We start from the raw sequence: 24,248 nt of genomic DNA, 5'->3' as shown, positions 1-24,248 counted from the left end.
TTTCCTTGATTGAAGTTTTGAAGGCCGGCGCTCAGGCCGGTGCCGAAATTTCGGCGGCGAAGTCGCGGTAGGAGCGCAGCGGGCGGCCCAGCAGTTTGGTCAGGCGCTCGACGTCGCCGGCTTCGGGAACCATGCCCTCCGTCAGAAAGCGCTCGCTCATCAGGCGCATGTCATACGCCATCCAGGCCGGCATGAAGTTGCGCAGGTTCTTCTCGAAGGCTGCCGTGTCGTCGCCGCCGTAGGTGATAGGGCGATTCARAACGCCAGACCAGATCGCGGCGACAGCGTCTCCGGTCAGCGTGTCCGGGCCGACCAGGTTGATCCGCTCCAGCGGCAGTGGCCCGGATGCGCGTTCGCGGCGCAGCAACTCGATGGCTGCGATCTCGCCGATGTCGCGCGCATCGATCATGGCCAGGCCCTTGCTTCCGATAGGCATGGGGTACACGCCGTAGCCCGTCACCACGTCCTTGATGGTGTGCTCGTTGTCCATAAAGTAGGCCGGCCGCAGGATGGTGGCGCCGAAGCCCATCTGCTCCAGCATCCGCTCGACGCCGAACTTGCCCGCGAAGTGGGGAACGTTCAGGTACTTGTCGCTGTGAATCACCGACAGGTAGACGATGCGGTCTATGCCCGCCTCGCGTGCCAGGTTGAGCGAAATCAAGGCCTGGGTGAATTCATCGGGCACCACCGCGTTGAGCAGGAACAGGGTGGAAACGCCTTTGAAGGCGAGACGCAGGGAGTCCACGTCGAGCAGGTCGCCTTGCACGACGTCCACACCCGCTGGAAAGTTGGCTTTTGAGGGGTCACGCACGAGAGCCCGCACGTCCGCGCCCCGGTTGACGAGTTGCTGGACAACTTGGCGGCCGATGTTGCCGGTTGCGCCGGTGATAAGGATGGTCATGAAAATTACTCCGTTTGGTTTGAAAGAGCCTTGATCTTCATCGTTTCGTGGAATGTCCGATAGCCGTTATATTTGGACTATCTGTCTCACTGGTGGAACACATGGACTTACTTGCACTCGCTGACTTCACGCTTGTCGCCCGGCATGGCGGCGTCGGGCGGGCCTCCCGCGAATCGGGCCGCCCCAAGGCCACCCTGTCCCGCCGGGTGGCCGACCTGGAAAGCGGCCTCAACCTGCGGCTCTTCGAGCGGGGAGCGCGCGCATTGAAGCTCACCGAAGAAGGGCGGGCGTTGTTTGAGAAGACCTCCGTGCTGCTCACCGAGCTCGACGAGGCAACGGCGGCGATTTCCGCCGGTGGGGATGAGCCGCGAGGAAGGCTGAGGGTGAGCGCGCCGCTGCTCTTCTCGCAAGCCGCGATGGGGAAGCTTGCGGCCCAGTTCGCCATGAAGCACCGCGAGATCCGTCTGGAGGTCACCACGGAAGACCGCTCCGTGGACATGGTGGAAGAGGGCTACGACCTGGTGATCCGGGTGAATCCGGACCCGGACGAAAGCCTGGTGGGCCGGATCTTCCTGAGAGACCGGGTCGTGATGGTGGCCCACCCCGGGCTTCCCCGGCCCGCGGGCGGGGCGCCCATCCCGGTCGTGCTGCGGGGAGGCGCAATCGCCGAAAAAATGGATGCCTGGGAACTGACAGAGAAGGGAAAGAAGAGGCGCCTGACGGTCCAGCCTGTCCTGAGCTTGTCGTCGCTCTTCATGGTCCGCGATGCGGTCCGTGCGAATGTCGGCGCGGCGCGCCTGCCTTTGTCGCTGGTCATCCCCGACCTGGCGGCCGGAACGTTGGTGCAATGGGGAGACGTCACCGGGCCCGAGGTCGCGCTATGGGCGCTCTACCCGTCCCGCCGCCTGCTGAGCGGCCGGGTTTCCGCTTTCCTGAATTTTCTCAAGGAGGCCTTCCCCGAAGGGAGCCCTGAGGAATTGGCGGCGTACATCCGGTGATGCCATTTAAAACGCCGGCTCCCCCGTCACCGGCGCTGAACGCGCCGTCCAGCCAGTCGACATTACCCAGCCGGCTGGATGTTCGCTCACGCTGCTTGTTGATCTCTGCTATGGGCCCAAAGCGGTTATCAGTAAGATGACTGTTTTCGGCCAGAAGCGGCCCTACGACTGCCTCACCGCAAAGCAGACACGCACCTGGTCCAGCACAACCGCGTGGACTGCAAAGCTGGTGCGGCGACCTTGTCAGGGTTGTTATACCTGTCCATTTATACAGAATAGTGAGATAAGCCCATGCTTTCAAACAATTTTTTGAACCAGAGTCACCGGTGTTATCTGACTGGTGGCCATGTTATTCCGCAGTTTTGCGGGATATATCAAAGTTAAGTTGCAATGAACGAGTTCGCAAACTGGTCGAAGGTTGGGGCCAACATCATGACGCCAGAAAGATTGGATGCGGTCCGCCAGCACCTGTATTCAGTAGGTAACATTGCGGTTCTACATTGGCACTACTGCGGCGCTCGGGCTCCCACGCCTCACGGTTTCGGGGATTTTGATGAATTCTTGGAGTTCCTAAAATCCGGAACGGAACCTGGAGACGCTATTGACGTATGGCCATTTCCGACCGACCAGAAATCGCTTCTCGCGGAGGGCAAAGTGCCAAACGAAAATGGTGATGTGCCCGAAGGAGGCGCGTACTAATGCAACTTAACACTACGCCCAATGCGGACGCCTGCGGCGCCGCTTGTCTTGGGCGTTAGGCAGCATGAACCTTCCGCCAGATTTTGAGCTTGTCGGCTTCTTTGAGGTGGAGCCGACCCTTCGTATTCCGGGGGCTCCGTGGGCGTACAACGGAGTTACGTTTGAGTCACTTCGCGGCGCTCATAAAATTCGGTGTCATTTGGAAATGGACGTGGGCTCTGTCTCAGTCCAGTGGTTTGAGGGCGGCGTTTCGAAGGTAGAGGTAGCTCTAAAGTGGGTCCGCTCCGTAAACGTCGTGCGTTCGGGCGGTGAGGAAGCGCTAGTCATTGACGGCATTAGCGGCATCCCGATGTTGCGGTGGAGCTTCGCCTGCGTCCCGAGGTCTCTCTAAAACTTGTCGCACAACCGAGGTACCCTTCGAGTGCTGCCTAACCCTTCGCTGGAGCGGACGCGTGAAAGATAAAGTGCCAAGCCCAAACGTCGGCGCGCGCGCCGCTCAGCTCAACCGTTAGATCACTCGATGCGCGAGGAGGCGCCAAATGGAAAACACATCAGGCCAGGGAGCGTTAGCGAACGTTCCCGCAGAGATCGATCGCTGGAACTGGGGAGCATTCCTGCTGAATTGGATCTGGGGTATAGGAAACAACACATTCATCGCGTTGCTGGTGTTCGTTCCGTTTGTAGGCTTCGTCATGCTCTTTGTACTTGGCGCCAAAGGCAGTTCCTGGGCGTGGCGAAACAAGCGTTGGGAGAGCATCGAACACTTCAAGGCAACACAAAGAAAGTGGGCTAAGTGGGGCGCCATAGCCTTTGTCGCCTTCATCGCTTTGTTCATCACTCTCTTCTTTGTAATCGCAGCATCGATGAAGAGCAGTGATGCATTTCAGCTGTCTCTGTCTAGGCTGCAAGCAAGCCCGGAAGGCCTTCAACAGATCGGCCGCCCAGTGGAGACCGGTTTTCCTATGGGGAGCATGCAGGTTTCGGGTCCGCGAGGAAACGCAAGTCTCTCCTACAGCGTTAGCGGTCCAAACGGGAAGGGAACAGTGTTTGTAGAAGCCACGAAAGACATGGGGCAATGGAAGATCGATCGTCTGGTCCTAGAGCAAGAAGGAACTGGCCGCCGTACCGAGATCAACCAGTGACCTAACCCTTCAATCGAGAGGACGTTCCACGGCGGGCCGGGTCACGCCTCTCATCTCAAACGTTGGGTAACTGCTTTTCTAGAGCATAGACGACCGCTTTGGGCCCTAAGCGGTCATCGGGCCTACTCCGAAGCGGTCATTGAAATGCGATAGGTTCCTCGATGCAAATAGACTGGAGAAAGGCCTAGCCGCCGCCGAGTGCACCACTCAGGAACTCAAGCATTCGAGGCCACGAATCCTGTCTCGCACGTGCAGTCCCCTCCGGCGTTCCACCCATATCCATTTCTTCGCCCGATACGGGATGCTTCGACTTGAGCATCGTCGTTGGACCGTTTGGCCAAGCGATGCTGTGTCCCGCGCCTGCATAGGCCAGATGCTTGACCGGATGGCGAAAGCCCTGTCGTTTGAAGCGCTCTAAAGCGAGTTCCGAAAGTTCGGTGGACGGCCAGACCTTGTCGTCAACGCCGCTAATCATCAGCACCGGTCCATTGATGTTCTCCACGCGGATGGATGCCCTGCTTGCGTACGCCGCATCCTGCAACGGGATGAAGTACCAATCGAAGCTACCTTCACGTGCGTTGCCGGTCGCGAGCGCCTCATCCCACTGCGCATGCGTCAGCGTCCTGGCGTAGGGAAGCTCCTCCCCCCTAAAAGTCCAGGCTCCATTTCCGCTTTCGGGGTACGCGGGCCAGAGGATGCCGCTGGGCGCATACGCGACCACAGCCCGTATTTCAGGGAACGTTGCGCCGAGAAGCAAGGCCAGCTCTCCGCCTCGCGACACACCAACCGCTGCGACCTGTTCAGCCGCGACGGCGGGCTGCGCTGCCAGCCATTCCAAGGCCGTGCCAAAGTATTCGAGCGGAATGCGGTCGAGCGTTGGCGGCAGGCCTTCGGCGCCGAAGTAAGCGAGGGCAAGTGCCGCGTAGCCCCGAGATGCCAGCAGCGCCGCCATCTCCTGGGACCAGGCCAATCCCCCGTTGGAACCGCCAACCACAAGGACTGCGCTGTGAGGGCCGGGTCTATTGGGTTCAAACATCTTGCCAACAAGGCCCCTTTCCCGGACCTCCCGCATCACAACCCGGTCATCCATGTAGACACGCCTGACAACATGGGAGATTCGCGACGCACCGTCGTCCCTTTCTGCTGTGAGCGTTACCGTGAGCGGGTCCGTACTTTTGCCTTCATAGCCTTTGGTGACCTCGGGAGGCACTGGGGCACGAGACCAGAAGAGCCCCATGGAGTCGGCGCCCGTGTATGAGCCGGAAACAGGCGCTTGAGTGCTCAGGTCCACGACGCCGTGGGAGTCTGCAATGAAGACCGCCTCGGCCAGCCACACGACATCATTGAACCAGCTCCACAGCTTCAGGGGCAATCGTTCGCCGGCACGAAGCCCCAGCAACCGAATCTGGAGCATCTCGTCCACAAGACATTGATGAGGCAGCGTGTCGAACTTCATGAAGCAGGGCCTGGACGTATTGGTTTGGGCAATTTTGGACCTGGGAGCTGCCGATAAGCACGCACTTGACTTTGCTTGGTGGTTGGTCAACAACGAACGCCCGTAAATGGCCGACAACAGTCATCTTAGCCGCGGCTGCGACCCACAGCAGACATGAGCGCCGCAAAACATCAGTTCGCGGCGGCAGAACTCACGCCAGTCCTGAGCGACCCCGTCAGCCGCCCACCGCCTTCCCCGTAAACACCGCCAGCTGCGCCTCAAAAGCCCGCTGGTAAGCCGGCCGCGCCACGCCGCGCGCGATATAGGCCGACAGCGTCGGGTATTGATCCAGCAGGCCCGAACTCTCCAGCCTGCGCAGCACCGTCACCATCAGCAGGTCGCCGGCGCTGAAGGTGCCGTCCAGCCAGTCGGCATCACCCAGCCGGCTCGAGAGGTCGCCCAGCCGCGCATGCACGCGCTCGTCGAGCAGGGGCAGGCGCTCCGCATACCAGGGCTTGTCCTGCTCGAAGAGCATGGCCATGGTGCGCTCGATGATGGGCGGCTCCACCGTGTTCAGCGCGGCAAACATCCAGGCGATCGCGCGGGCGCGGGCATTCGCGTCGCTGGGCAGCAGGCCGGCATGGCGCTCCGCGATGTGGAGCACGATGGCGCCCGACTCGAACAGCGTTAGCTCGCCTTCTTCATAGGTCGGGATCTGCCCGAAGGGATGGAGCGCTTTGTGCGCGGGCTGCTTCATGGCTGCAAAAGACACCAGGCGAACCTCGTAGGCCTGGCCCACCTCTTCAAGCGCCCAGCGCACGCGTGAGTCGCGCGCCAGGCCCTTGCCGCGGTCGGGCGAGCGTTCAAAGGCCGTGATGGTGGGGAGGGGCAGGGTGTTTGTCTGGGTCATGGTGCTTTCTCCTTGGCTGGATGTCTGCTTGGGTGCCGGACGGGCGGGTTTTCGCTCATCTTCTCTCTGACGACGTTCGGGGCAGGCCCAGATCGACATCTTCCAATAAATTTTTCGCGGTTTCCCAAAGATTGCCTCATCGAGTCCGCCGACCCCCGTCGACCGGAAAAAGCTCGACCATATGAAATATATATAATCCATATACGTTTCATGTAAAGAATGTAGAGGATATAAAGGCCAACCATGGGTATTGTCAAAATTTCAGACCTGATGCACGAGAACCTGCGCGTGGCGGGCAACGCCCTGAGCCGGTCCATTAATTCGCAGGCCGAGCACTGGATGCGGGTCGGCATGCTGACCGAGATGCACCCGGACCTGGATTACCGGGAGATTTGCCAGCTGCTGGTCCAGGCTGAACTCGCCGGCGGCCTGGACATCGTCACCGCCGCCACAGCCCAGGCCGGCAAAGCGCGGCCGGCCTCTGCCGGTAAACGCTGATGGCCCGCGGCGTCATCATCAAGTCCCCCGAGCAGATCGCGATGGCGCGGCGGGCCGGCCAGCTGGCCGCAGAGGTTCTCAGCATGATTGAGCCGCACGTCGTGCCCGGGGTCAGCACCGAGGCGCTGGACGCCATCTGCCACCAGCACATCGTGAACGTCCAGGGCGCCATCCCCGCCAATGTGGGCTACCTCGGTTATCCCAAGACCATACTGACCTCCGTCAACCAGGTGGTGTGCCACGGCATCCCCTCGCCCGACAAGATCCTGAAACAAGGCGACATCGTCAACATCGACGTCGCCGTCATCAAAGACGGCTGGTTCGGCGACACCAGCCGCATGTTTTTTGTCGGCGCCCCCAGCGTGCTAGCCCGGCGCCTGGTTGAGACCACCTACGAAGCCATGCTGGCCGGGATCAAGCAGGTCAGGCCCGGCGCCACCCTGGGCGACGTCGGCCATGCCATCCAGTCCGTCGCCCATCGCGAGAATTTCAGCGTGGTGCGCGAATACTGCGGCCACGGCATAGGCCAGGTCTACCATGAGGACCTGCAGGTGCTGCACTACGGCCGGCCCGGGGAGGGGATCAGGCTCGAGCCCGGCATGGTGTTCACCATCGAACCCATGCTCAATGCCGGCAAACGCGAAACCCGGCAACTGGCCGACGGCTGGACCGTCGTGACCAAGGACAGCTCCCTGTCCGCCCAGTGGGAACACATGGTGGCTGTCACGCCAGAGGGTTATGAGGTGCTGACGGCTTGGCCGGGAGGCACCGGGGCTTACGCGCCGGTTTGACGTTTGGCTTGTTGCCGGTTCACTGTGTTCCGCGCCCAAGCTATTCCGTCAGTACCGTTTTTCCAGAATTTTCGACCTGCATACTTTATGAACCATAGGAGTGAGGCGCAATGGGAGTGATCAAGAACATGGCGGATGATGTCAGCCTCGCGATTCAGAAGCTTCGCGTGATCTTTGATTGGGCATCCGTTTCGATGGTGCGAGGAATGCTTGCCATGTCATTGATTGGCCTTGCCTTTGTTGGAACGCAAGCCGTGCATACGTACAAATTGCTCGCGGAAGTAGGGCGAAATAGTGAAAGTCGCATACAGGAAATGGCATTTCTCGGCAAAGAGATCCAGTACAAAGTCACCTTGGACGCGATCACCCTTTGCCTGGACTCTGAGAAAACCGAGCCAAAGCTGCATGCCTGGTATTGCAGCGAGGCCATCGCGCAGTACAAAAAAACATCTACACAGGGGCTTCCGGAACGAGTCAATGAACTCATCGAAAAACTCGCGTATGGCGCCATGAAAAATGATGTTTCCCAGCATCTGCGAAGTGTCGAGTTTGACCGGCTTATCCATTCTCCAGCGACGAGAGAGGAAGTAGAGCTCAAATGGGTTTTAAACAAGGCCGTGTTGTGTGCCTGGATATTCCTGGCGATCTTCGCCATGAGTGGCACCTACCTTGCCCTGCGCTCCCGCAGAATTGCGAATCAGCCTCCGAAGATCGATGTTGCATTTCAATCAGAATAGCGGGGGCATTCCAGAGACAACAACAAGGGAGCTCGCATGAAAATTTCCACCCCCATGGTTCGCACCGCGACACTCACACTGGCTTTGGTCGTGGGCGTCATGGCGCTTGCGGGCTGCGCCGTCAAGCCCCCGCTGCTCGTCCAGCTCGAGCAGGAAAAAATCACCACCATGACCCTGGTGGTGGAGCGCGAAACGCCGCGCTACACAGTGCCGGCCTACCTCGAGTCGGCGCGGATAAGCGGTGGCCTGGCAAGTGCGCTCCTCGGTGGATTCGCCGGGTTCTCGGATGACTACCTGCTCGACAAGGCCCACGCCGCGCTCAACCAGGCTGCAACCAGCCAGGGCTTGAACAGCGCGCAGCGCCAGCGCTTTGTCGAGGGTTTTGTGGAGCGGCTGCGCGAAAAAGGCATTGCCGTCACCGTGGTGCCGGCGACGTATGAGAAGGGCACGCTGGGCGGCTCCCGCTACTTCTTCAAGCCGACGCTGCAGGAAGTGAAGGCCCTCCCCGCCGACAAGCCCTCGCTGTACCTGAACCTCGACCTGGGAACCGCCACCGTGGGCACCATCACCCCCAGCATCCTGGCCACCCTGAACTCCACCGGCGTGGTCAGCGCTCCCGGGCCCCAGCAAAAATACCGGGGTGCCTCGGTGGGTTTGCCTGTTCCCCGTTCAGGCCCTTTCCCCGAAGGGATGACCACCTTCCCCGGCCTGGAGGCGGCGACGGCCCGTATCGTTGAATTCGACGCCGCGCTGGACCGCCTGATACCCGTCGCGCTGGATCGCCTGATGGCCCAGTTGCAGCAGCAGGCAGTTCCGAAATGAGCGGAAGGCCGGCATCCCGATAAAGAGATCCGGCTTTTTCCCACTACCTCGCTATTTCTTCCCCTCCACCTGCTGCGCCCAGCTGGCCGTGTTGCTCTTGCCATCCAGGAAAGGCAGCACCGTCGGCACCAGGGCCGGCGCCAGGAAGAGGTCGTAGTGCGTGAAGCCCGGCAGTATCGCCAGCCGGTTCTTGGCCATGTGCTCGCGGCCCCAGCCCGCGTCCCTCAGCCCGCCGCCCAGCAGCTGGTAGAACTTCATGATGTGCTCGGGGCGGTACATGTCGCTGTCGCCGAAGACCAGCATCACCGGCATCGCCAGCTTCTTCACGTCCTCCGCATAGTCATAAGGCTTGCGCATGAAGGCGCCCATCTGGTCCAGCAGCTTGGGGAAATCCTGCGGGCGCGGCGCCACCGCGGCATAGGACTTGTACATCGGGCTGTCCTTCATCATGTCGGCCATCGCCGCGCCGACCTGCGCCTGCATGGGCAGCATCTCCGGGAAGAAGCCGTCTTGCGCATAGCCGGCCGACACCAGCGCCAGGCGCCGCACGCGCTCAGGGTGCTGCACCGCCATGCGAAAGCCGACACCGCCGCCCAGCGAATAGCCCATCACGTCTACTTTGTCGTAGCCGAGCTGCTTGACGATCTGCGCCATGTCGTCGCCCATGTCGACCACGCTCATGGGCCGATCCGTCAGCGCCGTCCGGCCATGGCCGTACAGATCCACGCCAATCACCTGGCGGGTTTTGACCAGCTCCGCCAGCACCGGGCCGAACATGTCGAAGTCGCCCAGGCCGCCATGCAAGAGCAGCAGCGGCTCGCCCTTGCCGTGCACCTGGTAGTGGTAGTTGACGCCGTTGACGCTGAGGTAGCCGGTCTTGGCAGGCTTGCTTTCCTGGGCGTGGGCAGCGACCGGGACGATGGTGGCAACGGCCACCGCGGCGCTGAGCAGCGGGGCAAAAAGAGTGTGCAGGAACTTCATCGATTTCTCCTTGGGTTAAAAAAGCGAACCAGGTAAAACAAGCAAATAGCCCATCGGGCTTTTTCGCTTGCTTCCCTGTTACGACGATCAGGTCTGGAGAATTCGACAAAGCCCGGCTACGTAGGCCTATACGTGAGGAACGTGAGACCTAGGCAGTCGCCTGCGCCGCCGCCATGTCCATCCACACGGGCTCGAACACATGGCCGTCCGGGTCCTGGAAGGCGCGCGAATACATAAAGCCCATGTCCTGGGGCGGGCGAACATCGGCCTTGCCACCGGCGGCCGCCGCGGCCTGCGTGATGCTGTCCACTTCTTCGCGGCTGTCGCGCGACAGGGCCAGCAACACTTCGCAAGTCTGCTGCGCGTCGGCGATGCGCTTGGCGGTAAAGGTCCCGAAGTACTCGTGCGTCAGCAGCATGAAGCTGATCGCCTCCGACCAGACCATCATCGCGGCCTGCTCGTTGCTGAACTGCATGTTCTGTTCGCAGCCTATCGCCTTGTAAAAGCGCAAGGCGGCGCTCAGGTCCTTCACGGGCAGGTTCACAAAAATCATCTTGGGCATGGGGGTTCTCCTTGGGGTTTTGGTTAGGTTGGGGTCAATGGGTGATCAGTGGCTCAATAGTTCAGTGGCTTGGGGAACGGGTAAAGGTCATGTGCGTGACGCCGACAGGTGTCGAGACGGACTCGATGTCGTAGTCCTTCTCAAGGCCCTCCAGGCCATCCCACAGCCGCACACCGCGGCCCAGCAGGATGGGCACCACCACGACGTGCATGTGGTCCACCAGCCCGGCCTTGAGGAACTCGCGCAGCATGGTCGGGCCTCCGCCCAGGCGTATGTCTTTGCCGCCCGCCGCCTTGCGCGCCGCCTCCACCGCCTCTGCCGGCGACGCGTCGATGAAGTGGTAGGTGGTGCCGCCCTCCATCTCGATAGGCGGGCGGGTGTGATGGGTCAAAACAAAGACCGGCGTATGGAATATCGGGTTGGGGCCCCAGTGGCCCTTCCACGCCGGGTCCTTGTGCCAGCCCGGGTAGCCGTATTTGCCGGCGCCCATGATCTCCGCGCCAATGTCCACCGAAAAAAGCCGGAGAAAGGCGTCATCGACGCCCGACGTGCCGCCCGTCTTGCCTATCATCCGGCGGCCCCACTGGGTTTCAAACATCCATTCGTGCAGCCGTTCGCCCGCATGGCCGAACGGGGCAGCCAGGGATTGGCCCTCGCCGGTTCCAAAACCGTCGAGCGAGATAGTGACGTGTTGTACGCGAACAAGTGACATGGGGTGCTCCTTTGCTCAGGTTGAAGGGTTGGGGTGAATGAATCAAGAGTCAATCAGGAAGGATCATGAAGCTCCCACGCGGCGGTATTTGTCGCCCACTTCCGCGCGTATCGGCGCCGTATCGTAGATGATGGTCATGGTCGCTATCAGGCCCTGCTCGTCGAAATCAAACAGGTCCACGCAGCGAAAGCTCACGTGCGAGCCGTCAGCCAGCTCCCACTGGTAGGTAAAGCAGACGGTAGCCCGGCGCGAGCCGGCCGCGCTCACAAACACCTCGGGATCCTCCAGCACGCTGCGCCGCGTGGCAGCCTTCAATTGGTCAAAAAACTCCCCCGCCGGCTGCATGCCCAGAAAGGGCGAGCTCACCATGCCCTGGGGGCTGAACAGCGACACGACGCCGGGCATATCCCCCGCGGCCAGCAGGGCCAGGTACTTGTGGATGGTGTCGATATAGGCAAGTGCGTTCGAGCTGATGACCATGGTGTGGGGGCGTGTTGGAATAAATGAATGAACAGGGCGCCATCGTAGGAGCGCCCGCGCCCCAGCACCAACGAAAGATTTTGGGGTCAGCCATGTGCGGCGCGCATGGCTGACTGCCGCCGCCACGGGGCCGCCACGATAAACTGCGCGCATGCCCGCTTTGCCGCCCCTCTATGCCCTGCAGGCCTTCCTGGCCGCCGCCGATTGCGGCAGCTTCACGGGTGCGGCCACCCGGCTCAACCTGACGCAGGGCGCGGTGAGCCGGCAAGTCCAACTGCTCGAGGAATATTACGGATGCCCGCTGTTTGTGCGCGTGGCCCGCGGCCTCACACTCACCGCCGAAGGCCAGCAACTGCTGGCGCCCGTGCGGCAGGCGCTGGAGACTTTGGCCCAAGCCAGCGCCCGCGTGCGGCGCGGCACAGCAGATGTCCTCCGCGTCCAGTTCCCGCCCACCATGGCTGTCAGGTGGTTTCTGCCGCGCCTGCCGGCACTGCAGGCCGCGCTGCCCGGCCTCGAGATCCGCGTCGCCACCCACTGGACGGACGCGCCCGATTTCAGCAACACCGATGCCGACGTCATCATTGCCCACGGCAAGGGCGGCTGGCCGCACCTGGTCGAAGTGCCGCTGATGCGCGAGCGCCTGGTCCCCCTGTGCACCCCCCAGCTGGCCGCCGGCCTGCGCGAACCGGTCGACCTGGCCAGCGCAACCCTGCTGCATGCCACGGCCAGCCGGCATGAATGGCTGACCTGGTTGCGCGGCGCAGGTGTGCCCGACCTGCAGGGCGCGCGTGAGCAACTCTTTGACACGGTGGACATGTGCGTCCAGAGTGCCGAGCGCGGTTTGGGGGTTGCGATTGCGGATGCTGCGCTGTTTACCGACCTGATCGCGTCGGGCAAGGTGGTGAGGCCCTTTGACATCGAGGTCGATAGCGGGAATGGCTACTTTTTGACTTATCCGCTTCAGCGGCGGGAGCAGCGGAGTATTCGGCTGTTTGAGGAGTGGATGCTGGGTGTGCTGCGGGGGTGAGGGCGGTTTGGCTGTGCAGCACCGACTCATGTCTGATCTGTTGCCTGCATGCGGTTTCAAGGGAACGGAGGTGCTGCCGGCTTGGCCGGGCGTGGCTTATGCGGCGGTTTGAGGCTCGGCTTGGGCGTGGAAAACGCAGGCGATCCGTTCGCCTGATGTCTAGCGAGCGAGTTCTAATATCAGGTCAGTGGAATTTCCACTATGCGCACCCGCCCGCTTGAAAGCTCGGCACGTCGAATGTCATCCTTCACACTGCTCAAAATAGACTTTGACGCAATGACCGCGAAAATCACTGGAACAGGGAGAGACAGGAGCCGCTCGAGTTTCCGGTAGAACTGCGAAGATTCACGTACCACTGAAACTTCGATCCAAACTTCCTGTTCTTTTTCGCCGTCTCTCTCTCGAATAAGCAGATCAACGTCTCTGAATCCGAGATAGCGATTTGAAAACTTATAGTTTTTAACGATATTTCGAGTCGAATCACTGTGAAAAAGGTGGGGGTCGTTCTGTAGAAAATTGGCTAGGGCTGCTTCATATCCCTCAGGCGTCAGTTGGGAGGCGGGTTGCCACGAGGCGATACGGTGAACAATCAGGTCTTGCAGACTTTCGGACTGAAAGGCTAAGCGCTCATCACTATTGAGGCTTGAAATTTCACATCTGAGGTAGCCCAATAATTTCGCCAACACATCGAGCTCCTGCAGCCTTGCCAGAAGCAAATAACCTGATTTCGGACCCCTAACGCGAAGTATTAAGCTTCCCGTACGATGATCGACAAGAAGCGCTGAGGGGATCAACCATTTGATCATTCGGAAAGCTGCGTCAACATCCTGTGAGGTCACAGCTGGGTCGCTGATTCTTACTTCGAAGATCGCCATCTCTTCAAGCGTTATATCTTTCGCAATATCAAAGATTGTCTCTGCAAGAAGGAGTTGATCCTCGGCACTCAACGGCTGTTTTCTCCCGYGAGCACCCCTGCGTGTCGAAATCTTTTTGTGAAGGGCCGCATATTCGGTACATTCGCCCTTACGCTTACGAATCCAAGCCTCCATTGCCTCAAGACCAAAACCTACGTCATACCACTTGCCGGCTGGCGAATCGGGCAGAAGCTGCGCTGCTACTCGCAAAAATGCTTTTGGAATGGGATCAGGGCCGTAGTATTCATCGATACCCCCAGTCCTATTTGCTGCAATGGCCAGATACTTATTTCTGATCCCTTGAACAAATTCTGCCGCATGTCGTTGTTCGTCGGGAAGGGTATGGGTGCCTGCACCTGGTACGCCAAAGGTGTGCTTCTTGGCTACTAAGTCGTAGAAAAAATTTCTAGTGAAAAAAGTTCTGACGGCGCTTTTGTGAATGTTTGTTCGGATCTCAAACGCCGTAGCGACAACCACGCTCGCCGCGGAATCTGCGGCGCCGGAGCGTCCCAGATCCGATATTGCAGCCATTTCAAGATCATGCTTAGCCTTCCGGAATCTCCTGACGATAGCGGAACGTTCAACTGCTGCGAGCGAATCAGGAACCACTATCAAGATATCCAGATCGCTTAAGGTGCTGTCAAACTGGTCGCCTTCATCATTAATGGCGCTCCCAAAAAGGTAGATAGAGCAACTGGTCTCTAAGCTGATTTTCTGAGCCCAGGATTCGCATAGCTTGACGGCATCCTCCGCTCCAATTTCGTCCATTGTCATCTCTCAGTCTCCCAGCAAGATAAAAACATTCTTTGTCGTGAAGGCGATGTTGAATCGTCGATGTATCTGCTTGACGATTTTCACCTGCTCCTCACTCAAATCACTGCAGTGTGAATTTTTCTTCTAGAAATTGTGCGTGAGAAGGCGAAATTTAAGAGTACTCGCGTTTTGGCCGAGATATGTACGAAGCGTAGTTTGGCGTGGCCGAGGCGGCAATTTCCTCATCTATTTGTAGTAGATGCAAAGGGCGGGCCACTAAGAAAAATCCGGGTACTCAGGGTTTACCTATCCAGGACCTCCTTCTCAGAAACTGCTTCGCTCACTACAGTCTGTAACAGGTAGAACAAAGGGGCATGGGATGAAGATTTCAAAGAAGGTGCTGGACCGTTTCTCTGCAACGCTGAAAGGCTTCCAGGCGATTGGTGTTTCACACAGAGCGCGTGATGTCTCCGAGGCAGACACCGTGACCTTGGTCAAGGACATGCTTGCCGATGTCTTTGGGTTCGACAAATACCAGGAACTCACGAGTGAACACCAGATACGCGGTACGTACTGCGATCTAGCCGTGAAGATCGAGGGCAAGGTCAATTACTTGATTGAAGTCAAGGCTGCCGGCACAGAGCTGAATGACTCGCATCTTCGCCAGGCGGTGAACTATGGTGCGCACCAAGGGATTGAATGGGTCGTCCTGACCAACGCAATTGATTGGCGGCTCTATCGCATCAAGTTCGCCCAGCCCATCGACTTTGAGGAAATTTCTTCTTTCAAAGTACCCGACATCAATCTCAAGAATGAAGACGACTGCAAGAAGCTGTTCTTGCTATGTCGCGAGGGGATCACGACTGATGCGATGGATGTGTATCACCAGCACACCCAAATACTCAACAAATTTGTGGTCGCGCAGATCGTGCTGGCGGAGCCTGTGGTGGGCGCCATACGACGAGAGATGAGACGTCTTTTCCCGGAACTAAAGGTCGATCAAGAGCATATCTTTGAGATGCTCAGCAATGAAATCCTCAAGCGCGAGGTTATTGAAGGTGACAAAGCCAAAGATACGCAAGCCAAGATAAAGAAGGTCACAAATAAGTTAGCAAAGGTGATTGAGAAACAAGCTATCGCGGAACAACTGAGCAAGCTTTCGGGAATAGCAGAAGTGGCTCCTACTCCTATTGAGACGTAGTACGGTAGCCATGCAAAAAAATCTCAACACTAGAGGCCGATGTCCAACGAATCTCTTCTGATAGCGCTTATTGACTACGACAATGTGCGCAGCATACGACCTGAACGAAATTTAGGTGATGTAGCACAAAATTTAGAGTCTATTGCGGAGCAAGCAGTGCTTCATATGTCCACAAATACAGGAGCTACGGAGGTAGTGTTGCGCCTTTATGGTGGATGGACGGATCGCGGCGGTCGATACACTCAGCAGGCCGAATGGGTACTTACTGGATGCCAGCAGATCCGAGGGTTACGACGGCGTGTACGGGTTCTGCCTGAGTTGGCAATTTCACTTGCGTCAGTAGGCGGTTACACGCTGAAAGGACTGTTCCGACGAAATGGCTCAGCGGCTGAGCAAAAAATGGTAGACACCGTGATGTGCTGCGATGCCGTCTACCTTGCTCGTGGCGCAGCCATCTTATTGATGTCTGACGACGATGATGTGATGATCGGTAGCCTTGCAGCGTCTACGGAAACGACGCAGAGCATACATCTCCTTCGAAGACGAGCTTCAGGTACGGCGCTGAATGACTCTATTTGCCTTGAGAAAGGCATCAAGATTTTTCAAATTCCTTAGGACCAATATGTCGGCATTTCCTGAACGGTTGTTAACTACTTGGCGTGACCGTCTTCTTCGAGATTTGCATCCTTTTGCAGATCCGGGGACAGAGCTGAAGGTTGAAATGGTTGGGCGGAATTTGGTGGCGAACTGGGTACAACGTGGTTCGGCGAGACAACTGACCGCGTTGGGCGCGCTTGAAGGGTCACTCCGAATACAAGCCGAAGACCGGACGGATTCTTATGCGGGATTCTTTGCCGGCCCATCAATGGGAGACCTAACGGGGTTGGCCAAGATGATGCTCCAAGCACAAGCAAAGGATCGACTGTATATCCGCACCCTTGCGAAAATAAAAGACCAATCGATCGAAAGTTCAGCGGGTGAAATTGACGCTGTCACACTTATCAAAACTCAGACTCTGCATAACGAAGAAGATGATGGAACTCGACTGCTTGTTATTACTGGTGAGCCAGGCGCGGGAAAAACCAGGGTACTCGAGGAGGTCGTCAAATCAACAGCAACTGATTTTCTAGAGGGAAAATCGACGCATTTGTTCTTGTATATAAACGCTCAAGGTCGAGCGCTTGCGCGATTTAATGAAGCGCTGGCAACTGAACTGCAAGACCTCCGATCTCTGCTGACATATCACGCAGTGTCGACGTTGGTTCGATTGGGGCTCGTGGTTCCGATTGTGGACGGATTTGATGAATTGCTGGGTACTGGTGGCTATGAAGATGCGTTTAGCTCTTTATCCGATTTTCTCGAAGAGCTAGATGGCTTGGGGGCAATTGTCGCGTCAGCGCGTAGTAGTTACTACGAGCATGAATTCGTCTTTCGCGCAAATCGCGTATCTAGTTTGGGTGCGCATGCTTGGACACAGCATCCCATTGAGATATCCGCTTGGTCCGAAGATCAATTTGAAAGCTACATTGGAGAAGCTTGCAGCGGTTTAGATGAGAATACAAAAGAAGAGGTGATTCACAAGATCCGGGAGCTATTCAAAGGTTATCCCGAGCTAAGAGCAAAACCTTTCTTTGTTTCGCGAGTTACCGATCTGGTAATGAACGGAACAAGCTTTCAGGATTCCGGCTCCGTGCTCGAGAGGCTGGTGGATGCGTACCTCGTACGTGAGCATGCGAGCAAATTGCTCGATAGAAATGGCAAGCCGCTGCTTTCTATGAGTCAGCTTCGACAGCTTTATGTCGAACTTGCAGAGGAGATGTGGAATCAGGAAACTCGACAGCTTGATGCTCGAAGTGTCCGGGAATTGGCCGAGCTCGTATTGCTTTCAGAGAATGCACCAGATGGAAGCTTGCAAACGGTAGTGCAGCGGATGCCGACAATGGCTTTTTTATCCAATGGGGCTAGGCGAGGAAGTGTTGCCTTCGAGCATGAAACATTCTTCAGTTACTTTCTAAGCGCTCGCCTCACCGAGCGTTTGATTTCGGATGCCTATCCATTGGAAAGGCTTCTCGGGCGAGCGGTGATTCCTGAGGAAGTTTCTGATTTGACAGCCGAATCACTTTCCGCCTCTTCGTCAAAGGCTGTGCAGCAAGTCTTCAGCCGATTTTCCACCGCTATCCGAAATGCAGTGTTCAATCAACAAGTAGTGCGAGAGAGTGGCGGCGTCATTGCTTTGTCGATGCTTCATGCGTTACCTCAATTCCGATCTGGCGACGCCTTTGCTCTCTCTGAGGTGGTGGTTCCTGGCGGATCACTAGCTAATTGTCAATTGGAGAATATTGCCTTCGACAATGTTGAGTTTAGGCGCGTGGATTTTTGTGGGGCTCGCCTCACGGGTTGCAGTGCTGCACAAACTAACTTCGTGGAAATCGCAATTGATGCGGGGACTAACCTCGATTTACAGAATACTGTTGCCTTAGAGAATTTTCGAGGGCTCTGGGTATATAGCGGAAACAGTTCAAAACTAACATACGAGCCGGAAGAGATTCAAAGTGCGTTGGCTAAAACAGGAGCTTTGCCAGACCAGTTGCGCCCTCAGCTTAAGCAGGTTTCTAGCGAGGTTATTCATTTGCTTGACGTGCTTGCTCGGGCGTATCTCCGCAGCAATCCAGTGACCACTGAAAATAACAAACTTATCGCGCTGAAGCGATCTGACATTTGGCACGATCTGGAAAGCGCTCTCGTTAAGCATGGAATCTTGTCGAGAGAGGGCCGAGATACTAAAGGTTCGCAGAAGGTCTTTCTTCGAAGGCATGTAGATATCTGGTCTGTCCTTCAAGGGCAACTTCCCGGCGTGACGGATGATCCAAGAATATCGTCGTTGTGGGACGAGCTCGAACTAAGGTTCCCAAAGAAAGATGCACCTGTTCAATAGGAGCACGTGCTCGGTGAAGAGATACATATAGTTCAAGATAGGCGCGCGCATACGTCTGGTGAGCAAGCCGCCTTCATCATGCTCACCCGTGGTAAGGGCTTTTCTTGCCTAATCTGGCCCCACATACGCCACCCGGCGTATTCCCCAATCCCCCTCCGGTCCCCAGAATCCACTCATCGTTGCCCTAAAGCCTTGTTTCACAGGCTTTTGCGCAGCGAAACGCGATTCAGTTACCCCCATACCTATCTACTACCGGAGAGGATCACATGCAAGAACGTCGATTTACCCTCAAGGCGATGACCGCCGCCGTCGCACTGGCCGCCTTGGGCGCCGTGCCCGCTTTTGCCCAGGACACGATCAAGGTCGGCGTGCTGCACAGCCTGTCGGGCACCATGGCGATTTCTGAAACCACGCTCAAAGACACCGTGCTGATGGCGATCGAAGAGATCAATGCCAAGGGCGGCGTGATGGGCAAGAAGCTCGAGCCCGTGGTGGTGGACCCGGCCTCCAACTGGCCGCTCTTCGCTGAAAAGACCAAACAACTGCTGGGCCAGGACAAGGTTGCCGTGATTTTCGGCTGCTGGACCTCTGTGTCGCGCAAGTCGGTGCTGCCGGTTGTCGAAGAAATGAACGGCCTGCTGTTCTACCCCGTGCAGTACGAGGGTGAAGAGCTGTCCAAGAACGTGTTCTACACGGGTGCGGCGCCTAACCAGCAAGCGATTCCTGCTGTCGACTATTTGATGAGCAAGGCCGGCGGCGGCGCCAAGCGCTGGGTGCTGCTGGGTACCGACTATGTCTACCCCCGCACGACCAACAAGATCCTGCGCGCTTACCTGAAGAGCAAGGGCGTGGCCGACAAGGACATCGACGAGAAATACACCCCGTTTGGCCACAGCGACTATCAAACCATCGTGGCTGACGTGAAGAAGTTCTCGCAAGGCGGCAAGACGGCCGTGGTGTCGACCATCAACGGCGACTCCAACGTGCCTTTCTACAAAGAGCTGGGCAATGCCGGACTGAAGGCCAAAGACGTGCCCGTGGTGGCCTTCTCGGTCGGTGAAGAAGAGCTGCGCGGCGTGGACACCAAGCCCCTGGTCGGCCACCTGGCCGCCTGGAACTACTTCCAGTCCATCAAGAGCCCGGCCAACACCGAGTTCATCAAGAAGTGGTCTGCTTACGCCAAGGCCAAGAAGCTCCCGGGCGCCGACAAGCCTTTGACCAACGACCCGATGGAAGCCACCTACATCGGCATCAACATGTGGAAGCAGGCCGTCGAGAAGGCCAAGTCCACCGACACCGACAAGGTGATCGCCGCCATGGCCGGCCAGACCTTCAACGCACCCTCGGGCATCGTGAGCAAGATGGACGAGAAGAACCACCACCTGCACAAGTCGGTGTTTATCGGCGAGATCAAGGCGGATGGGCAGTTCAATGTGGTGTGGAAGACGCCTGGTCCTGTGAAGGCTAAGCCATGGTCTCCCTATATTGAAGGCAACGACAAGAAGCCTGATGAGCCTGTGAAGAAGTAAGAGGCTGGGGTTCGGGTGAGGCCGGTTGGCCCCCACCCTAACCCTCCCCCAGTGGGGGAGGGGATCAATACCCCAAGTCATTCTTTCTTGCTCCTTCCCCCGCTGGGGGAAGGTTGGGATGGGGGCCCGACGGCCTTAGCCCAACACGGTTCGGCCCGGTTCTTGCTGAGATAGCAAGACCGGCGCCCACAAGGAAGTTGCAGTCTGGGCGCCCCACCGATAAGCTGGTGCGCGCCCAACCTACAGGTTCTTTCCACATGCTGCTACGCCACTTTTTCTCTCTCTCCCTCACGCTCCTTCTAGCAGCCCATGCCCACGCCTTGACCGCCGACGAGGTCAAGGGCATGGCCCTGGGCGAGACGGAGGCGCGGGTGGCGGCTTTGGCCAAAGCCGCGGCTGTGGCGGATGACAAGACGGCGGCGTTTATCCAGGCGCTGTCGGACGACGCGGTGAAGACCAAAGGCGACAAGGTGTTTGTCGTGAAGGACGACAAGGCCTACGACCCGCTCACGGGCGCCGAGACGCCGCTGCCGGCCGATGCCGAGGATGTGATCAACCCCAACCTGATGCGCAGCGAGATTGACAACGCGCTGGCGGCGCTGAAGCTCTTTTCCAAAGACGAAAAACAACGGCGCGACGCGATCAAGACCCTGGGCGGCGACAACGACGAGGCGCGCCTGCCGCTGATCGAAAAAGCCTACGCGGCCGAGACCGTGCCCGAGCTCAAGAACCAGCTGGAGCTGATGCGTTCGGCCATCCTGCTGGGCAGCAGCGACAAGGCCAAGCGCCTGGCCGCCGCCGCGCAGCTGGCCGGCAGCAAAAACCCCAATACCAAGACCGTGCTGATAGAACGCCTGGGTACCGAAACCGATGCCGACGTCAAGGTGGCGCTGCAGGCGGCGCTGGCCAAGGTGGAAGCTTCGCTCGAATGGGGCAACAAGCTGGGCGCGATTTTCAGCGGCATCAGCCTGGGCAGCATTTTGCTGCTGGTGGCGCTGGGCCTGGCCATCACCTACGGGCTGATGGGCGTCATCAACATGGCGCATGGCGAGCTGATGATGATCGGCGCCTACGCGACCTATGTGGTGCAGGGCCTGTTCCAGCGTTACTTGCCGGGCCTGTTTGACTGGTACCTGCTGGCCGCCGTGCCTGTGGCCTTTATGGCCTCGGCGCTGATGGGCGCGGCGCTGGAGCGCGGGGTGATCCGCTTCCTCTACGGCCGGCCGCTGGAGACCTTGCTGGCCACCTGGGGCATCAGCCTGATGCTGCAGCAGCTGGTGCGCTCGATTTTCGGCGCGCAGAACGTCGGTGTGGAAAACCCGGTGTGGATGAGCGGCGGCGTGCAGGTGCTGGGCAACCTCTCTTTGCCATACAACCGCCTGGTGATCATTGTCTTTGCGGTGGCGGTGCTGCTGGGCGTGGCCTGGCTGATCAGCCGCACACGCCTGGGCCTGTTTGTGCGCGGCGTCACGCAGAACCGGCCGATTGCCGCCTGCATGGGCGTGAACACCGCGCGTGTCGACACCTACGCCTTCGCGCTGGGCTCCGGCATCGCGGGCCTGGCCGGCTGCGCGTTGAGCCAGGTGGGCAACGTGGGCCCCGACCTGGGCCAGGGCTACATCGTCGACTCCTTCATGGTCGTGGTGCTGGGCGGCGTGGGCCAGCTGGCGGGCACGGTGTATGCCGCGCTGGGCCTGGGCATCCTCAACAAATTCCTCGAGGGCTGGACGGGCGCCGTGCTGGCCAAGATCGCCGTGCTGGTCTTCATCATCATCTTCATCCAGAAGCGGCCGCAGGGCATCTTCGCGATGAAGGGCCGTAGCGCAGAAGCCTGATCATGAGCACCCCCATGGCAACCCCCAACACCGCGGCCTCTCGCGTGCATCTTCCCGCCAAGGGCCCGCTGCTGACGCGCGGCGGCTGGAGCGCCTTCATGATGGCGCTGATCGCCGTCTGCGCTATCGCGCCGGTGCTCAACCTCTGGGTGCCCGAGGGCAGCATGTTCCACATGAGCACCTATGCGGTGGCGCTGCTGGGCAAGATCATGTGCTACGCGATCTGCGCGCTGGCCATGGACCTGATCTGGGGCTACACCGGCATCCTCTCGCTGGGCCACGGCGTGTTCTTCGCGCTGGGCGGCTACACCATGGGCATGTATTTGATGCGGCAGATCGGCCGCGACGGCAATTACAAAAGCGACCTGCCGGACTTCATGGTCTTCCTGGACTGGAAGGTGCTGCCCTGGCACTGGACCTTCAGCGACAGCTTTGCGGCCACGCTGTTCCTGATCGTCGCGGTGCCCGGCATCGTGGCCTTTGTGTTCGGCTTCTTCGCGTTTCGCTCGCGCATCAAGGGCGTGTATTTTTCGATCATCACCCAGGCCATGACCTTTGCGGCCATGCTGCTGTTCTTCCGCAACGAGACGGGCTTCGGCGGCAACAACGGTTTTACCGACTTCAAGCGCATTTTGAACATCCCGCTGGCCACGCCCTCGATGCGCATGACGCTGTTTGTGCTGACGGGCCTGACGCTGCTGGGCTTCTTTTTGTTTGCCAAATGGCTGGTGGGCAGCAAGTTCGGCCGGGTGCTGCAGGCGATACGCGACGCGGAAACGCGGGTGATGTTCTCGGGCTACAACCCGCTGGGCTACAAGCTCACGATCTGGGTGATCTCGGCCGTGATGTGCGGCGTGGCCGGGGCGCTGTATGTGCCGCAGGTCGGCATCATCAACCCGAGCGAGATGAGCCCGGCCAATTCGATCGAGATCGCGATCTGGGCAGCAGTTGGCGGCCGCGCCAGCCTGATTGGACCGATAGTCGGCGCCTTTATCGTCAACGGCGCCAAGAGCTGGCTGACGGTGGCTTATCCCGAGTTCTGGCTGTACTTTCTGGGCGCGCTGTTCATCAGCGTCACGCTCTTCCTGCCCGATGGCGTGGTGGGCCTGGTGAAAAAGCTGCGCAAAGGCGGTGCCAAATGACCCCCGACCTGCTCGAACAAGGCGCGCGCCGCGTGGAAGAGCGCCTGGCCGCGCTCGAAGCCGGCAAATCCAATACCGAATCAGGCGGCCGCAGCGCCAGCGGCAGCCGTGTGGCCCATCCCGCCGGCGAAGTCGACGTCACCCACGGCCGCATTCTGTATCTCGAAGACGTGAGCGTGAGCTTTGACGGCTTCAAGGCCATCAACAAGCTGAGCCTGGACATCGCGCCCGGCGAGCTGCGCTGCATCATCGGCCCCAACGGCGCCGGCAAGACCACGATGATGGACATCATCACCGGCAAGACCCGGCCCGACGAAGGCACGGTGTTTTTCGGCAGCACGATCGATTTGCTGCGCCACAAGGAAGCCGAAATCGCCCAGTTGGGCATAGGCCGCAAGTTCCAGAAGCCCACGGTGTTTGAGCAGCTGACGGTGTTTGAAAACCTGGAGCTGGCCCTGAAGACCAACAAGGGCGTGAAGCACTCGATGTTCTTCCGGCTTGACTCCGCCCAAAGCGACCGCCTGGCCGAAATCCTGGTGACGATTCACCTGGCCGACAGTGTGGGGCGGCTGGCCGGCAACCTGAGCCATGGGCAGAAGCAGTGGCTGGAGATTGGGATGCTGCTGATGCAGGATCCGAAGCTCTTGCTGCTCGACGAGCCGGTGGCGGGCATGACCGATGAGGAGACGGCGCGGACGGCTGAGCTCTTTCTTACGCTCAAGGGGCAGCACTCCTTGATGGTGGTGGAGCACGATATGAGTTTTATCAAGACTATTTCGGAGATTGTCACGGTGCTCTGTGACGGAGCTGTGCTTGCGCAGGGGACGCTTGATCAGGTGCAGGCGGATGAACGGGTTATTGAGGTGTACCTTGGGCGCTGAGTTTGTTTTTCCGGGTCTTGCTCCGGCGAGGCGCGCTCTTCTGAGTTCTGCTGGCCGGGGTCGCCCGGCATGCGACTCACTTTCTTTTGCTTCGCCAAAAGAAAGTAAGCAAAGAAAAGGCGACCCTGGTTGCTGCGTCCCTCCGCTGCGCTACGGGCAACCTGCGGTGCTCGGTCCAGGCGGGGTCTCGCTAAACTCGCCTTCGGCTCAAACAACGCGATCCCTGATCCGCCTGAACCTGCGCTCCTCGGCGCATCCACAAGGGGTGGAGACCAGGAATACAAATACCAAATACTTGAAGAAACAAGGACTCGCCAAGGCGAGTCCTTGTTTGTCTTGGTTTGTTCTTTGGTATCTTTCTTC

Annotated in this window: 24 protein-coding genes; 15 read left to right on the top strand and 9 right to left on the bottom strand. The window is 58.8% G+C overall.

All coding sequences use genetic code 11. The annotated features are described in order from the left end of the window. Positions 1 to 31 precede the first annotated feature (31 nt). The gene (locus AC1D1Y_RS19685; RefSeq protein ID WP_477683817.1) at positions 32 to 901 is read right to left on the bottom strand and encodes an SDR family oxidoreductase; all 870 of its coding nucleotides are present in this window, start codon (positions 899 to 901) and stop codon (positions 32 to 34) included. Positions 902 to 1,002: 101 nt separating this feature from the next. On the opposite strand from AC1D1Y_RS19685, the gene AC1D1Y_RS19680 reads away from it, so the two are divergent. From AC1D1Y_RS19680 to AC1D1Y_RS19670, 3 genes are all read left to right on the top strand, one after another. Next, positions 1,003 to 1,899 carry a LysR family transcriptional regulator gene (locus AC1D1Y_RS19680; protein ID WP_477683816.1) on the top strand — a complete coding sequence of 299 codons (897 nt, stop codon included), beginning with the start codon at positions 1,003 to 1,005 and terminating at the stop codon, positions 1,897 to 1,899. Positions 1,900 to 2,289: 390 nt separating this feature from the next. Next, positions 2,290 to 2,598 (top strand): hypothetical protein, encoded by a 309-nt coding sequence (locus AC1D1Y_RS19675; RefSeq protein ID WP_477683815.1) that lies wholly within the window; start codon positions 2,290 to 2,292, stop codon positions 2,596 to 2,598. Positions 2,599 to 3,137: 539 nt separating this feature from the next. Next, entirely contained in the window at positions 3,138 to 3,740 is a 603-nt protein-coding gene (locus AC1D1Y_RS19670) for a cytochrome c oxidase assembly factor Coa1 family protein (RefSeq protein WP_477683814.1), read from the top strand. A 184-nt stretch (positions 3,741 to 3,924) separates the two neighbouring features. Here the strand turns inward: AC1D1Y_RS19670 and AC1D1Y_RS19665 are convergent, their stop codons facing one another. Further along, positions 3,925 to 5,196 carry an acyl-CoA thioesterase/bile acid-CoA:amino acid N-acyltransferase family protein gene (locus AC1D1Y_RS19665; protein WP_477683813.1) on the bottom strand — a complete coding sequence of 424 codons (1,272 nt, stop codon included), beginning with the start codon at positions 5,194 to 5,196 and terminating at the stop codon, positions 3,925 to 3,927. A gap of 214 nt (positions 5,197 to 5,410) precedes the next feature. Continuing rightward, entirely contained in the window at positions 5,411 to 6,085 is a 675-nt protein-coding gene (locus AC1D1Y_RS19660; protein ID WP_477683812.1) for a glutathione S-transferase family protein, read from the bottom strand. 243 nt (positions 6,086 to 6,328) lie between these two features. On the opposite strand from AC1D1Y_RS19660, the gene AC1D1Y_RS19655 reads away from it, so the two are divergent. The 4 genes from AC1D1Y_RS19655 (at position 6,329) to AC1D1Y_RS19640 (ending at position 8,933) form a co-directional block, all read left to right on the top strand. Next, on the top strand, positions 6,329 to 6,583 hold the full coding sequence (locus tag AC1D1Y_RS19655; protein WP_477676250.1) for a ParD-like family protein: 255 nt from the start codon (positions 6,329 to 6,331) through the stop codon (positions 6,581 to 6,583). After that, positions 6,583 to 7,374, top strand: a complete 792-nt coding sequence (gene map, locus AC1D1Y_RS19650; RefSeq protein ID WP_477683811.1) for a type I methionyl aminopeptidase — start codon at positions 6,583 to 6,585, stop codon at positions 7,372 to 7,374. The genes AC1D1Y_RS19655 and map overlap by 1 nt, the downstream gene beginning before the upstream one ends. 110 nt (positions 7,375 to 7,484) lie before the next feature. After that, positions 7,485 to 8,111 carry a hypothetical protein gene (locus AC1D1Y_RS19645; RefSeq protein ID WP_477683810.1) on the top strand — a complete coding sequence of 209 codons (627 nt, stop codon included), beginning with the start codon at positions 7,485 to 7,487 and terminating at the stop codon, positions 8,109 to 8,111. A gap of 36 nt (positions 8,112 to 8,147) precedes the next feature. Then, positions 8,148 to 8,933 carry a hypothetical protein gene (locus tag AC1D1Y_RS19640; RefSeq protein ID WP_477683809.1) on the top strand — a complete coding sequence of 262 codons (786 nt, stop codon included), beginning with the start codon at positions 8,148 to 8,150 and terminating at the stop codon, positions 8,931 to 8,933. A gap of 51 nt (positions 8,934 to 8,984) precedes the next feature. Here AC1D1Y_RS19640 and AC1D1Y_RS19635 read toward each other — a convergent pair whose 3' ends face one another. The 4 genes from AC1D1Y_RS19635 to AC1D1Y_RS19620 all read right to left on the bottom strand — a co-directional run bounded on the left by AC1D1Y_RS19635 (position 8,985) and on the right by AC1D1Y_RS19620 (position 11,668). Further along, positions 8,985 to 9,914 carry an alpha/beta fold hydrolase gene (locus AC1D1Y_RS19635; RefSeq protein ID WP_477683808.1) on the bottom strand — a complete coding sequence of 310 codons (930 nt, stop codon included), beginning with the start codon at positions 9,912 to 9,914 and terminating at the stop codon, positions 8,985 to 8,987. Between the two features lie 148 nt (positions 9,915 to 10,062). After that, on the bottom strand, positions 10,063 to 10,476 hold the full coding sequence (locus AC1D1Y_RS19630; RefSeq protein WP_477683807.1) for a VOC family protein: 414 nt from the start codon (positions 10,474 to 10,476) through the stop codon (positions 10,063 to 10,065). Between the two features lie 61 nt (positions 10,477 to 10,537). Beyond that, positions 10,538 to 11,188 carry a dihydrofolate reductase family protein gene (locus AC1D1Y_RS19625; RefSeq protein ID WP_477683806.1) on the bottom strand — a complete coding sequence of 217 codons (651 nt, stop codon included), beginning with the start codon at positions 11,186 to 11,188 and terminating at the stop codon, positions 10,538 to 10,540. A gap of 63 nt (positions 11,189 to 11,251) precedes the next feature. Further along, complete coding sequence (locus tag AC1D1Y_RS19620) at positions 11,252 to 11,668, bottom strand: nuclear transport factor 2 family protein (RefSeq protein ID WP_477683805.1); 417 nt, start codon at positions 11,666 to 11,668, stop codon at positions 11,252 to 11,254. A gap of 151 nt (positions 11,669 to 11,819) precedes the next feature. Here AC1D1Y_RS19620 and AC1D1Y_RS19615 point away from each other — a divergent pair, with 151 nt between their 5' ends. Continuing rightward, positions 11,820 to 12,695 (top strand): LysR substrate-binding domain-containing protein, encoded by an 876-nt coding sequence (locus tag AC1D1Y_RS19615; protein ID WP_477683804.1) that lies wholly within the window; start codon positions 11,820 to 11,822, stop codon positions 12,693 to 12,695. 179 nt (positions 12,696 to 12,874) lie between these two features. Here AC1D1Y_RS19615 and AC1D1Y_RS19610 read toward each other — a convergent pair whose 3' ends face one another. Then, positions 12,875 to 14,377 carry a hypothetical protein gene (locus tag AC1D1Y_RS19610; RefSeq protein ID WP_477683803.1) on the bottom strand — a complete coding sequence of 501 codons (1,503 nt, stop codon included), beginning with the start codon at positions 14,375 to 14,377 and terminating at the stop codon, positions 12,875 to 12,877. 364 nt (positions 14,378 to 14,741) lie between these two features. Between AC1D1Y_RS19610 and AC1D1Y_RS19605 the strand changes: the two genes are divergently transcribed. The 7 genes from AC1D1Y_RS19605 (at position 14,742) to urtD (ending at position 23,885) form a co-directional block, all read left to right on the top strand. Further along, the gene (locus tag AC1D1Y_RS19605) at positions 14,742 to 15,563 is read left to right on the top strand and encodes a type I restriction enzyme HsdR N-terminal domain-containing protein (RefSeq protein WP_477683802.1); all 822 of its coding nucleotides are present in this window, start codon (positions 14,742 to 14,744) and stop codon (positions 15,561 to 15,563) included. Positions 15,564 to 15,602: 39 nt separating this feature from the next. Beyond that, the gene (locus tag AC1D1Y_RS19600; protein ID WP_477683801.1) at positions 15,603 to 16,178 is read left to right on the top strand and encodes a hypothetical protein; all 576 of its coding nucleotides are present in this window, start codon (positions 15,603 to 15,605) and stop codon (positions 16,176 to 16,178) included. 7 nt (positions 16,179 to 16,185) lie between these two features. Next, positions 16,186 to 18,498, top strand: coding sequence for an NACHT domain-containing protein (locus tag AC1D1Y_RS19595; protein ID WP_477683800.1), 2,313 nt, complete (start codon positions 16,186 to 16,188; stop codon positions 18,496 to 18,498). 266 nt (positions 18,499 to 18,764) lie between these two features. Further along, positions 18,765 to 20,027: an urea ABC transporter substrate-binding protein gene (gene urtA, locus AC1D1Y_RS19590; protein WP_477683799.1), complete on the top strand. Its 1,263-nt coding sequence runs from the start codon at positions 18,765 to 18,767 to the stop codon at positions 20,025 to 20,027. 257 nt (positions 20,028 to 20,284) lie between these two features. Further along, the gene (gene urtB, locus AC1D1Y_RS19585; RefSeq protein WP_477683798.1) at positions 20,285 to 21,862 is read left to right on the top strand and encodes an urea ABC transporter permease subunit UrtB; all 1,578 of its coding nucleotides are present in this window, start codon (positions 20,285 to 20,287) and stop codon (positions 21,860 to 21,862) included. Between the two features lie 2 nt (positions 21,863 to 21,864). Then, a complete protein-coding gene (urtC, locus tag AC1D1Y_RS19580) occupies positions 21,865 to 23,004 on the top strand; it encodes an urea ABC transporter permease subunit UrtC (protein WP_477683797.1) in 1,140 nt (379 codons plus the stop codon). After that, complete coding sequence (urtD, locus tag AC1D1Y_RS19575) at positions 23,001 to 23,885, top strand: urea ABC transporter ATP-binding protein UrtD (protein WP_477683796.1); 885 nt, start codon at positions 23,001 to 23,003, stop codon at positions 23,883 to 23,885. The genes urtC and urtD overlap by 4 nt, the downstream gene beginning before the upstream one ends. On the opposite strand, the gene AC1D1Y_RS19570 is transcribed toward urtD, so the two are convergent. Continuing rightward, positions 23,837 to 24,248 (bottom strand): hypothetical protein (locus AC1D1Y_RS19570; RefSeq protein WP_477683795.1); only part of this gene is annotated, 412 nt, incomplete at its 5' end. The two genes, urtD and AC1D1Y_RS19570, sit on opposite strands and share 49 nt — an antisense overlap.

Source organism: Polaromonas sp. P1_G1 (genome assembly GCF_056405595.1).
The sequence above is the reverse complement of the archived record's forward strand: the minus strand, read 5'-3'. Positions and strand labels throughout refer to the sequence as shown.